This window comes from Methylosarcina fibrata AML-C10 (genome assembly GCF_000372865.1).
In the GTDB taxonomy this organism is placed as follows: domain Bacteria; phylum Pseudomonadota; class Gammaproteobacteria; order Methylococcales; family Methylomonadaceae; genus Methylosarcina; species Methylosarcina fibrata.
This window is the reverse complement of sequence record NZ_KB889965.1, coordinates 1,568,003-1,580,730: the sequence shown is the minus strand read 5'-3', so window position 1 is coordinate 1,580,730 and position 12,728 is coordinate 1,568,003. Positions and strand designations below refer to the sequence as shown.

9 protein-coding genes are annotated in these 12,728 nt (G+C 53.6%); 4 read left to right on the top strand and 5 right to left on the bottom strand.

Annotated features, from left to right (window positions below; genetic code table 11):
- Positions 1-60: 60 nt before the first annotated feature.
- Positions 61-636, bottom strand: coding sequence for a serine O-acetyltransferase (locus A3OW_RS0107570; RefSeq protein ID WP_020562826.1), 576 nt, complete (start codon positions 634-636; stop codon positions 61-63).
- Positions 637-1,074: 438 nt separating this feature from the next.
- On the opposite strand from A3OW_RS0107570, the gene A3OW_RS0107565 reads away from it, so the two are divergent.
- From A3OW_RS0107565 to A3OW_RS26330, 3 genes are all read left to right on the top strand, one after another.
- On the top strand, positions 1,075-1,323 hold the full coding sequence (locus tag A3OW_RS0107565) for a hypothetical protein (RefSeq protein ID WP_020562825.1): 249 nt from the start codon (positions 1,075-1,077) through the stop codon (positions 1,321-1,323).
- Positions 1,324-1,465: 142 nt separating this feature from the next.
- Positions 1,466-2,956, top strand: coding sequence for a beta-propeller fold lactonase family protein (locus A3OW_RS26335; RefSeq protein WP_020562824.1), 1,491 nt, complete (start codon positions 1,466-1,468; stop codon positions 2,954-2,956).
- A 364-nt stretch (positions 2,957-3,320) separates the two neighbouring features.
- Positions 3,321-5,033: a thrombospondin type 3 repeat-containing protein gene (locus tag A3OW_RS26330; RefSeq protein ID WP_020562823.1), complete on the top strand. Its 1,713-nt coding sequence runs from the start codon at positions 3,321-3,323 to the stop codon at positions 5,031-5,033.
- Between the two features lie 86 nt (positions 5,034-5,119).
- On the opposite strand, the gene A3OW_RS0107550 is transcribed toward A3OW_RS26330, so the two are convergent.
- The 3 genes from A3OW_RS0107550 to A3OW_RS0107540 all read right to left on the bottom strand — a co-directional run bounded on the left by A3OW_RS0107550 (position 5,120) and on the right by A3OW_RS0107540 (position 7,838).
- The gene (locus A3OW_RS0107550; protein WP_020562822.1) at positions 5,120-6,325 is read right to left on the bottom strand and encodes an exo-beta-N-acetylmuramidase NamZ family protein; all 1,206 of its coding nucleotides are present in this window, start codon (positions 6,323-6,325) and stop codon (positions 5,120-5,122) included.
- Positions 6,326-6,484: 159 nt separating this feature from the next.
- A complete protein-coding gene (locus tag A3OW_RS0107545) occupies positions 6,485-7,036 on the bottom strand; it encodes a DOMON-like domain-containing protein (RefSeq protein ID WP_157385826.1) in 552 nt (183 codons plus the stop codon).
- Between the two features lie 67 nt (positions 7,037-7,103).
- Entirely contained in the window at positions 7,104-7,838 is a 735-nt protein-coding gene (locus A3OW_RS0107540; RefSeq protein ID WP_033412247.1) for an SIMPL domain-containing protein, read from the bottom strand.
- A 465-nt stretch (positions 7,839-8,303) separates the two neighbouring features.
- On the opposite strand from A3OW_RS0107540, the gene A3OW_RS0107535 reads away from it, so the two are divergent.
- A complete protein-coding gene (locus tag A3OW_RS0107535) occupies positions 8,304-11,024 on the top strand; it encodes a cation-translocating P-type ATPase (RefSeq protein WP_020562819.1) in 2,721 nt (906 codons plus the stop codon).
- A gap of 83 nt (positions 11,025-11,107) precedes the next feature.
- Here A3OW_RS0107535 and A3OW_RS0107530 read toward each other — a convergent pair whose 3' ends face one another.
- Positions 11,108-12,517, bottom strand: a complete 1,410-nt coding sequence (locus A3OW_RS0107530) for an undecaprenyl-phosphate glucose phosphotransferase (RefSeq protein WP_020562818.1) — start codon at positions 12,515-12,517, stop codon at positions 11,108-11,110.
- Positions 12,518-12,728: the final 211 nt, after the last annotated feature.

Sequence of the window (12,728 nt, the reverse complement as noted above, 5' to 3'; positions counted from 1 at the left end):
ACAGGGTCTCCGCTGGATTGAGGATAAAGCCGCTACCGGTTAATCTTGCCTGGTGGAAGCCTATTTTTTTAACTGCAAATAGTTGCTGCTGGCATCCCTGGAGATGATGCGCGCCGGCACGCCGACGACGGTGCAGTTGTCGGGTATGGAATCGATGACCAGCGCATTGGCGGCAACGACCACATTATCGCCGAGGGTGATATGACCCAATACCTTGGAACCGGAACCTAAAAATACGTTATTGCCGATGGCCGGCCTGCCGTTGCGGCGCCAGTCGTGGTCGACGGTAACCCCTTGATTAACGGTGAAATTATCACCGATCGTTTCGGCATTGATGCGAATGCAGGAAAAATTGTGGATGATGAAGCCGTCACCGATCGGCACTTTCCGGTTGATATGGATGCCCGTCAAAGTTTCCGAAAGAAGATTGAAGAAATGATAGAGCACTAGGCACGACCAGCGGGCAGGAGCGAAACGAATGTGTTCCGCCCAGGCTCCGAAGCGATAAACGACTACCGCTAACGTCCCCAATTGCAAAGCCGTTTTAACGTATCTTTCGAAAAAAGTATCAACTAAAAAATAATGTCCGCTCTTTCGGGCAAAATCGCTTTTGATGGCATCAATGAGGCTTACCATACGGTCAGTGCTCCATACTGAAGACTCGAAGCCCCTTCAATGTAAAACGCACGCTCGGCAGGCGGCTCCGTTCAAAACTATCGATCCTCATTTTCGGTATTGATCTCTCGCTAAAAAAACCATTACATCATTTCCGTACGGTTGTTTCAAGAATTTTTACTAAAGAGTTTAGCAGAGGTTTCCGGATGAGAACCGCTATCCTAGCAGAGAGAAAAGTTCGGGAGGAAAGCCGGATTGCCTAACATCGTACTTAAGTACAATTGACAGAAGAAAGCACAAAATGAAGAATAAAACCGTGAAATGGAGCACAGAATTCAAAAATTAAAAATCGTTTGGTCATGGCGAGCAGATTAACGATTTCCCGCAAGGAATTTTTGTGTGAGAAATTCAGTACGAAGGGACTCGGGCAGAAAGGTTCGAATACTCTACGCGTGCGAAATGAAAGGATGCAAGGTCTTTCATAGGGGATGGGCAATCATCGATGAAAGCAGCTTTCGTGGCATTGAAGGTTCGAAAGCGAAACAAAATTTCATGGACGAATTAACCCAAATTTCTGCCGGGTTCATCGTATTGGCAGGGGTAAGATGGATCAGGTTGAGAAATGCTTGGGTTCCCGAGTTTGGTAATGAATTGAGGGCGGCGGAACCGGGACTATTGTTGGTGGGGGAAGGCGGGACGATCGAGTAGCTAAGACGCGTTATCGTTTTCATTCTTTTTAATTGATATTTAAATCAGTCGTTGGGACTGGGCTTGTTAGGGATGTATTGCCTGAAGAGGTAGCGGGTCCGGTTCCGTGTGAGTCGTTATTAACTAAAATTGGAGAATATTCATGAATAAACCTGTTGAAAAACTTCTTTACTTTTTGCTGTTCGCAGGCATTCCGCTGATTGGCCAGGCGGATATCTACGTAGCCAATAACAGGGTGCCGGGAACGGTCAGCATCATCGATGAAAATACCAATACGGTTCTTAAAAAACTCACCGTAGGGAATAATCCGAATCGATTGGCGGTGGCTCCCGACAAAAGCAGAGTGTATGTTTCCGGCAAGGAGTCCGACACGCTTTCGGTCATCGATACCGCGACGAAATCGGTCATTGCTACAGTAGCAGTGGGCGATGCCCCCGAATTCGTCGGAGTCAGGCCGGACGGCAAGCGCATTTTCGTCGCCAATACGGCCGCCGGAACGGTATCGGTGATCGATACGGATCCGGAAAGCGCCACTGTTTACACCGTGCTGGCCGAGATTACCGTGGGCGCCTTCCCCAAATTCATGGCTTTCACTCCGGACGGCCAGTGGCTTTATCTGTCGAATCTCGACTCGGGCAATGTTTCCATCATCGATGCGAATACGTTTCAGGTCAATAAAACGGTTAATGTCGGCGGCAATCCCACGCGAGTCGTCGCGCATCCGGACGGTTCCCGCGTTTATGTCGCCGTACGCGCGTTGAGCAAGGTGAGCGTTTTCAGCACTTCCAGCAAAAGCGTTACCAAATCCATAACGGTAGGCACCGGCCCCACCGGCATGGACATCTCGCCGGACGGCTTGAAATTGTTTACTTCGAATCAGACGGGAGGCACGGTTTCGGTGATCAATACCGCTACCGACACGCTCCTGGCGACAACTTCGGTTGGCGAATGGCCTTGGGTGGTCAATTCGGCGCCCTTAGGCGACAAGGCCTATACCGTCGCGGCAAAATCGAACGCAGCCGCCGTTGTCGACGCAGCCACCGGAAGTGTGCTGGCGACTATTCCGGTAGGAAAAGGCCCGTACTGGGGCGCCGTCAACGCGGAAGGAACTCGGTATACGGTTACCAATCCGCCCGATGGCACGGTATCGATTATCGATACGACCACTAGCTCGGTCATCGCTACGATAGCCACCGACCAGAATCCGTGGGTGGTCGAGTACGTGCAAACCGGCGGCGGTAACGTCAGCGACACCGATGGCGATGGGGTAGTCGACAGCGAAGATAACTGCCCTTCGGTGGCCAATGCCGATCAAGCAGACAGCAATAACAACGGCGTGGGCGATGCTTGTGAAGCGCCCGTGCTCAGCTCGGTCTCGCCCAATACGATAACGCGCAACACCACCAGTTCGCTGACGTTGAACGGTCAAAACTTCCTTTCCGGCATGACTGCGTCGATTACGCCGTTTCCTGCGGGCGTCCAGGTCAAGTCGTTGGTAGTCAACAGCGCCACCAGCGCCACGTTGACGGTAAACGTGTTGTCGACCGCTCTCACCGGTACGCGGGGAATAAAAATTACCAGCCCGGACGGAGTCAAGACTTCCACCTTACAGCGAGCCATTACGGTGAAGTAATCCCGGTCCAAAATCCCAAGCAAAACCGTTTCGGCACGATTTTGGGATTTAAAACGGCTTTTTGCCGATAAAGAGCCGGCTTGTTTGGATGGAAAGGCCAAGCAAGCCGATTCTGTCGGCAGCAGAAACTTTTTAATTTTTATTAACGGATGGAGGGGATTGTGCTCCGCCTTATGAGTCCTTTTTTCTCGGGATACGGCGAGCGTTAGGAAATCAGTTGGAAAAGCCCAGAGCTTGGGCGTTAATAAGGCTGCGATTTATCATATCCTTCAACAACGGAAAGTCTTATGGCTTGGGGAAGACTGGCTTCTGTCTCGGTTGATAAGGTTATTTCAAAGTTAGAGTATTTAAGTCAGGAGCATTTATGAAGAAAGTAACCAGACAGATCTTATGGGGGGCATTGATTGTACTGAATACAGTCCCCTTCCACGCCAATGCAGCAACCCGAGCTTATGTAGCGAACTCGAGCGGCGGCACCGTCACTGTCATCGATAACGCCACCCTGTCGGTGCTGGCCAATCTGTCGACAGGGCAAGGCACATCGCATATGGGATATTCTCCGGATTCGAGCACCGTCTATGCTTCCAGCATGGGAAGCAATTCCGTCTCGTTCATTGATACCCAAACCAATACGATCACCGGAACAGTAAGGGTGGGGAGTACGCCGGAAAGCATTGTTTCAACCCTCGACGGTGCCAAAATTTACGTTTCCAATCGGCAATCTGCGAACGTTTCGGTGATCAACACGACGACAAAAACCGTTAAAAAAACCTTATCGGCTGGAACCAACCCGCGGTTCTCGTTAATTACTCCGGACGGCAAATGGGTCTATGTCGCCAATGAAGGTTCCGCAAACATCAGTGTCATCAACACCGCTACGGATACTGTGGATAAAACCATCACGGTCGGAGGGGGGCCCCGGCGAATCGTGATCAATCCGACGGGCACGCATATTTACGTCACCAACTTCCAAGACGATACCGTTTCCGTGATCGATACGGCGAGCCAAAGCGTGGTCGCGACGGTGACTGTGGGAGGAGGGCCGGCCAGTCTGGCCGTTTCTCCCGACGGAACCGAAGTCTGGGTTGCCAATACCGACAGCGGGGACGTTTCGGTTATCGACACCTCCACCAATCAGGTCAAAAATACGATCTCGTCGGTTGGGCGGCAAAACTGGACTCTGGTTTTTTCCGCGGACGGGTCGAAAGTCTGCGTGGCGGTTGCCGCGAACGATACCGGCGTCATTATCGATCCGGTCAGCAAGAAGATCCGGGCGGCCCTGCCGGTGGGCGATGCACCCATGTGGGCGGCTTTCGATCCTCAGGGCAAGCATTGCTATGTGACCAGTCCACCTGCCGGCAATGTGACTGTTCTTGATGCCGATACCCTGTCCGTTGCCGGCACGGTGACGACGGCCCAGGGCGCCTGGAGCGTGGGCGTTCGGGATATAGGAGGAGGCTTGCCAGATTCGGACGGCGACGGCATTCCCAACAATAGCGACAATTGCCCTACGGTATCGAATCCGGATCAAACGGATACGGACGGCAACGGCGTTGGCGATGCCTGCGAACTGCCTTCTGTGGATACCGATGGCGATGGCGTGGCGGACGATCTCGACAATTGCCCTACGGTATCGAATCCGGATCAAACGGATACGGACGGCAACGGTATTGGCGATGCCTGCGAACTGCCTTCTGTGGATACCGATGGCGATGGTGTTGAAGATTCTTTCGACAATTGTCCTACGGCAGTGAATGCGGATCAGGTGGATTCCGACAGCGATGGCGTCGGAGATGTTTGCGATGCACCGGCGCTCAATTTCGTTTCTCCTACCGTAGCAGGGCGTGGCAGAACTACCACCTTGACCTTGAGCGGGATCAACATGCAAACGGGCATGACAGCCTCGGTTTCGCCGTCTTCCGGCATTACCCTCAGCTCCTTGACGGTAAACAGCTCAACCAGCGCGTCACTGGTGATTAAAGTTTCTTTTAATGCACCGAGAGGAACCAAGTCACTCACGCTGACCAATCCGAACGGTTTGTCCGTCACCAGACAGCAAGCGTTTAGAGTGCAGTAATCCGAGAACGGGCTGCCTGGGTTAACGCCCAGGCAGCCCGTTCGGCCGGCAGTCTTAATTCATCCGTTGCCATCGACTATGTTTTGCTAATACAGCAGGAAAGCCCGGCGTTCTTCTTCCCAGGCCTGCTCGTCCGTCCGAGTCAGAGCTTCCAGATCGCCCAGCTCGGCCTGGTCGTCGTCGACCCATTCCCGCAGCAGAGGCGAGCCGTTGATAATGTCGATGGCCAGACGGTCCAGTTCGTATTCATAAGGAAAATCCCGCCATAAGGGATAATCGGGTTGAAGCCGGCGCAGCGCCTTGAACGCCAGCGCCAACAGACGCCACGGTCTGAAATCGCGGTGGTGGTAAGCCGGATCGTCCACATGGATTTGCACGCCGCCGCACAGTTTCCCCACGTGTTTATGAAACGTCGGTTCAAACCAGCATTCTCTAAGGCGGCAGCCTGTAAGCCATTCGGGAGCGAGAGCCTGCATGGATTCAAGCAAAAGCCGGGCATCGATGTCCGGAGCGCCGAACAGTTCCAGAGGCCGGGTCGTGCCGCGGCCTTCAGAGAGCGTGGTGCCTTCCAGCATCACCGTTCCGGCATAACAGCGGGTCATCCACAAATTGGGCGCATTCGGACTGGGATTGATCCAACCGCGCTCGCCCAGCGGCCAGCCGTAGCCCGGAGCGGCCTCCGGCTGCCAGCCCTGCATGGCGACGACCCGGCAGTCCACATTCAGGTTAAATCTTGCGATGAACCATTGGGCCAGTTCGCCCAGAGTCAACCCGTGGCGCATAGGCAATTCGCCGGCGCCGACAAAACTTTCCCAGCCGGGACGCAACTTTAAACCTTCGACGGGGCGTCCGGCCGGATTGGGCCGATCCAGTATCCATACCGACTTGTTGTGTTGCGCGGCGGCTTCCAGTACGTAAAGCAGGGTGGTGATAAAGGTGTAAATGCGGCAGCCGAGATCCTGCAAATCGACCAGCAGCACGTCGAACGTCGCCATCATCGCCTCGGTCGGGCGCCGGATTTCTCCGTAAAGGCTGAACACCGGGATACCGTACAAGGGATCGACAAAGTCGGGCGACTCCATCATGTTGTCCTGCTTGTCCCCGCGCAGGCCGTGTTGCGGGCCGAAAGCGGCGGAAAGCTTCAGGTCCGGCAGCGAGGCCAACGCATCCAGAGTATGCGTCATGGTCTTTGTGACCGAGGCAGGATGGGCCAGCAAGGCAATCCGCCGGCCGGCCAGCGGTCTGCGAAGTTCGTTTTCGTCAAGTAAACGGTCAATTCCGAATTTGATCATTGATAAAGCAGGTTTTCGAGGGTATGGGTCAAAACGGTGAAGTAGCCATAGTTTAACCGGATGTTAAAAAATGTGCCGGTAAAATTGACGGGGATGCCTTCAGACCGAGAGCGAGATCATCGCAAATTCGCCTGATCGGGCTTATGACATGCTTTTTAATTAACCGAGAGCGGCGAATGACAGCGTAAAGCCTTCTCTCCGATGAAAGTCCGGACGGGGGCCAGAATGACGCAAAGCCCAATAGGAAAGAGGGTTGTCCACGGTTTCAATGACCGCCGTCAAGCCCAGGCGATAGGGCTGGCGGCGCTCGTTCGGCGGCAAATCCGCTGCGGCGATGTCCGCCCACAGTTTGAGACGGACGTCGGTCCGCTGAATGCGGATATCCGGCGGTTGTCGAGCTGCCCACGGCCTTGGAACCCGGTAATTATCGAAGGCGTAGGCCGCCCACTGGCCGGACGGGGAAAAATTGAATTCGTGATAGCGGGAGCCGTCCTCCGCCGCAATAAAGGCTTCGAAACAGGTGTGACGCCACAAACCGTCGGCCGTTCGAGGCTGCCTTGGCTCGGGAATGAGTATTCGGGACAGGTCGGCCGTCAGCGTATAGCACAGATGCACGCCGCCGTCAGGGCGAAATTCCAGTTCGGCTTGCAAGCTCCGGACAGAGGCGCAGCCCGCTCCGGGGTGGCACAAAAGTTCGGCATGACCGTTCAAAAGGATTCCCTATAACTTGTTGTACGGATCATTGTTTCGAAGAATCGATCGGCCAGACTCGCCCCGTCTAATTTTTAATTGCGAAAACCACATTCACGGTAACCGAAACTTCCTGTTCGCCGACCTGAACCGGCGTGGCATCGGCGGCTTCCTTGCTTCTCATGGCACTCATCGCCGCGAAAGGGACCGGGATCGGAGGCATGCCGCCGCCTTCGCTGATTAACATGACCCGGCCCAGCTTCACGTTGGCCAGTCCGGCATATTGTTCGGCTTTGGCGCGGGCGTCGGCGAAAGCTTTTTCGCGAGCCTTGGAAAGCGCGACGTCCGGTTGATCGATGGCCAGATTGATCCCCTGCACGCGGGCCGCATTACCGCCGGCCATGACCGCATCGTCGATGATGTCGCTGATCTTGCTGATGTCGCGAACGATCACCGTCACCTGGTTGGCGAGATGATAACCGCTGACTTTATTGGCGGTATCGGGCGCATAGAGAGGATACAGCGAAACGTATCGGGTCTGAATGTCCTTGTCCGCCACGCCCTGATTCTTGACCGCTTTGATTAACGCGGTCATCGCCGTGGCTGCCTGATTCCGTGCGGATTGCGCAGTTTTGGCCTGAACCTCGACCGATAAATTGAGATCGGCTTTATCCGGAGTCACCGAGACGCGGCCGGTGCCGCTGACCTGAATGGCATTTTCGAACGGGTCGTCTTTATCGTCCGCACGCGCTGAAAAGATAAGGCAGGCAGACAGCATCAGAACAAAGCATAAAGAAAATCGGGTAAGCACGGGGTAGGACACGGGTCTGGTTTCCATGGTTGATATTTAAATGTTTATCGGACACCGAATAAAGCTCCGGTTTCTGATTTCTTGCAATGTTCTAAGTTCGTGGCAGTGGTAGGGTGAATAAGCGAAGCGCATCCACCAAAAAGATGCCGGATACCCATGGGACAAAAGTGCGCTTCGCCATTCGGCAGGGCTTTCCTGAGCATGGGCGAAGGGCTCAGGACAAGCTTGTCCGGCCTACCAGAGCCGGCGCGCAACAAACTCATACCGCCACACCCCTGTCGATACAGGAATTTTATCCGGGTAGGGGTATGGAAGGATTCTTATGCAATCCACCGGCAATGTCAAGCCTGCGGTCTAGACTTTCTCGCTGAATTTATGGCCGTGGAAACCGGGAACGGTTTGAACAATTTTTGATTTTCATTCCCTCAATCCGGTATTCTTCCGGACACCGTTTTACGTAGCGTTAGCCGTCCGTCCATGAAAATCCATCAGATCTCCGTTGAAGAAGCGCTTGAAAGCCTGAACAGCGGCTTTGACGGACTGTCTCCGCATGAGGCGGTGCGGCGCCTGGACGAGTATGGTCCGAACCGGTTGGAAGAAGCGAGAGGACAGCCGTTGTGGCTCGAATTCATCAAGGAGTTTACTCATTTTTTCGCCCTGATTCTATGGCTGGCGGCGGCCCTGGCTTTTTTCGCCGAATCGCAGCAACCCGGAGGCAATATGTCCACGTTGGGTTACGCCATTCTCGGCGTCATCGTCGTTAATGGGCTGTTTTCATTTTGGCAGCAGTACCGGGCCGAACGAGCCATCGCCGCCTTGCAGAAACTGTTGCCTCACTACGTCAAAGCGGTAAGGAACGGATCGATCGGCCTGATTACGGCCGCCGATCTGGCACCGGGAGACGTGATCTGCCTACAGGAAGGCGATAACGTGCCTGCGGATTGCCGTCTGCTGGACGCGTTTTCCCTGCGCGTCAACAATGCGACCGTCACCGGAGAATCGCTGCCCCAGGCGCGCGATGCCAGTCCTTCAGCCGAAGAAGACCTGATCCACAGCCGCAATATCCTGCTGGCGGGGACCACCGTTGTTGCGGGTGAAGGGCGAGCGGTCGTGTTCGCCACCGGCCTTCATACCGAGTTCGGCAAAATCGCGCATCTGACGCAAACCGCAGGCGATACGACTTTTCCGCTGCAGAAGGAAATCACCCGGTTAAGCCGGTTTGTGGCTCTGCTCGCCGTGTTTTTAGGCGCCGTCTTTTTTTTCATAGGGCAGGGGATGGGACTGGCTTTCTGGGACAGCTTCATTTTCGCGATCGGCATCATCGTCGCCAATGTACCCGAAGGGCTGTTACCGACGGTAACTCTATCGCTGGCCATGGCGACTCAGCGCATGGCGCACCGAAACGCCTTGATCCGCCATCTGGCTTCGGTGGAGGCTTTGGGTTCGGCGACCGTGATTTGTACCGACAAGACCGGAACCCTGACCGAGAACCGCATGGAAGCGAAATCGCTTTATTTCAACAGGAGCTTTCTTACGCCGGCGGAAGCGAGGTCCCGGCGCCCTATAGCCAAGGAATACCGGCGCTTGTTCGAAAATGCCCTGCTGTGCCACAACCTGAAGGAAACGATGAGCAACGGCAGGCTTCAACTGCTGGGCGATCCGATGGAAATTGCGCTGGTGCGCATGGCGAAGACGTGCCTCGGCGAAACGGTCAGTTATCCCAAAATCAACGAAGTGCCGTTCGATACCGACCGCAAACGGTTGAGCACCATCCATCAAACGCCGGCCGGGCAGGTTCTTTATTGCAAAGGAGCCTTGGAAGTCCTGTTACAGCGTTGCTCGCATTGCCAACTGGACGGCGACGTCAGGGCGATTTCCGACGAGATCAAAAAAGATTTCATTCAGGCTCAGGAAACGATGGCGGGGCAGGGATTGCGCGTTCTGGCCTTTGCCTGGAGGGATCTGGAAAACATTCACGGCGGCGAAGCAATGGAACGGGATATGATTCTGGGCGGCCTTGTCGGTCTGGAAGATCCGCCCCGTCCGGAAGTGCCTGAAGCCATACGGAAATGCCGTCAGGCGGGCATCAAGGTGATCATGGTCACCGGGGACCATCCTCATACCGCGCTGGCGATCGGGCGTCAGATCGGGCTAATTGAGGCGGAACATCCCGTGATCATCACCGGAGAGCGCCTGCGCAAACTGTCGGAAACACAACTGAGACTGGCGCTGGACGCATCCGACGTTATTTTTGCCCGAGTCGGCGCCGATCAGAAAATGCGCATCGTTAGCGCTTTGAAAAAGAAAAAGGAAATTGTCGCCGTCACCGGCGACGGGGTCAACGACGCGCCGGCCCTGAAAATGGCCGATATCGGCATCGCCATGGGCATCGCCGGAACCGACGTCGCCAAGGAATCCGCCGATATGGTGTTGCTGGACGATAATTTCGCCAGCATTGTCGCAGCCGTTGAGGAAGGGCGCGCCGTTTACGACAATATCCGCAAATTTCTGACGTATATTCTGGCGTCCAACATACCCGAGATCGTGCCGTATCTGGCTTTTTCGCTGGTCAAGATTCCGCTGCCCTTGACCGTCATTCAGATTCTGGCCGTCGATCTCGGGACCGATATGGTGCCCGCGCTTGGTCTCGGTGCCGACAAGCCGGCGGCCGGCAACATGTCGAAGCCGCCGCGTCCGGCCAGGGAAAAACTGATCGATGTCCGCCTTTTGGTGCGCAGTTATTTGTTTCTCGGGGTGATCGAAGCGGCGGCCGCCATGTCGGCGTATTTCTTCGTGCTTTATCAAGGCGGCTGGCAATGGGGCGAAAGTCTTGCCAAAGAAGAAACCCTCTATCTCCAGGCCACCACGGCCTGCCTGAGCGCCATCATCGTGATGCAGATCGTCAATGTGTTTCTGTGCCAGTCGCCGGAACGAAGCGTGTTCCATCGCGGCTTATTCGACAATAAAATGATTTTATGGGGAGTCGTGCTGGAAATCGCATTGATCCTGATGATCGACTATACCCCCTGGGGCAATCTGATTTTCGGCACCGCGCCGCTTGGCCTGAGTGCATGGCTGTTCATGGTGCCGTTTGCGTTGGGGCTGTTATTGTTGGAAGAAGGACGAAAGTGGCTGAAATTCAGGCTTGTCATGCGCCAAAATCGGAAGGTGGTACGCGATGCGTACCCTACAAAATAGCTCTTTCGCATATAGGGTACGCACCGCGTATCGTATTGAAAAATTAGATAAATTATTGAATGAGCCGACCCGCTTCAAATCGGTCAATACGCGTTTTTATCGACAAAGGAACGCAACACAGTGAGCAGCACGATTTTAAAGTCCAGCCAGATCGACCAGTTGTGAATGTAATAGAAGTCGCATTCGACGCGATTTTTCATTTTTTCCAGTGTGTCCGTTTCGCCGCGCCAGCCGTTCACCTGAGCCCAACCGGTGATTCCCGGTTTGACTTTATGCCGGCGCATGTATTCGGTGATTTTTTCACTGTATTCCATATTGTGCACCAAGGCGTGAGGCCTTGGGCCGACAATCGACAATCGTCCTTGCAACACATTAAAGAACTGCGGCAGTTCGTCCAGGTTGGTTCGTCTTAGAAAGGCGCCGAATTTGGTGACTCTCGGATCGTTTTTGGTCGCCTGGGTAACCGTCCCTTCCGCTTCCTGATGAACGTGCATGGAGCGGAATTTATAGACATTGATGATCTTGCCGTTCCAGCCGTGCCGTTTTTGTTTAAACAAGACCGGACCGGGCGAAGTGATTTTTATGCCGAGAGCAATCAACAGCATTAAAGGCGTCAGCAGAATAAAAATGCAGGTGCCCAGCAAGATATCTTCAAGCCATTTAATCAAGTAGCGGCTTTCGGTATGAGGCGTGACGCTGACTTCCCACGACAACATGCCGAGAAATTGAGTGGAAGGATAATTAAACAGTTTGGTATCGCTTAAGTCGGGGATGTACCGGATATTGGCCGTGCAATTATGCAGCAGGCTGTTGACCTTTCCGACGATTTCCAGATCCGTAATATGGGTGACAACCCACACTTCATCCGGCCGGCAATCGTTGATGGCCTGTTTCAGGTTGTTCAAGCCGTGCACATGCCGGATGGGCAATTTCTTATCCCGATCCGCTTCATAGAGCGAGACGCCGGCCACGCTTTTAAAACCGGTCCAGGTCGAGTGCTCGATACGCTGATGCATTTTTTTTATCGATTCTACGGAACCTATATACACCACGCGCCGTTCATTGCTTCCGTTTTTTCTGATCGACTGCATCACTTTATAGATGAACAGCTTGGAACCCAGCAACAGGACTAAGCAATAAGTGCCCCAGTAAATCAGCCATTCTCTGGAATAGGCCTCGCTATTTTTAAATAAGGCTCCGATTGCGATTAAAATTAAAAAGGATAATCCCCACGCTTTGATCACTGTAAACAGCTGTTCCGTCAGATTTTTACCCCGCCAGGATTGATAGACGCCGAAAAACGGAAAGAGGGTGGACGTTAACAAAATTTGCACCATCACTGCGGAGCTGTAATCGCTATTCAAAAGCAAGGATAGTCCAAACTTCAGATAGTAGGCCAGATAGCCTGCAACAAAGACCAATGTTGCATCTATGACGCGGGCGATCAAGTTTAAATAAAATGCGTATTCTTTGGCTAATCCTCTGAGTCCCATAGTATTTCCTCAAAGTGAGTCATTAAACTACATGGCAAAATGTTTAGTTACCTTAAGTATAGTGCAAAATGCATGGGTGACAGGCTGCGCATGAATAAATCAGCTAGACTAACGGATTAAATCAACCCAAGTCATTTATTATCGACATTCTTTATACATCCGGTATGGACTAATCATAACGAACTCATCCTCAAGAAAATGTGATCTTTTT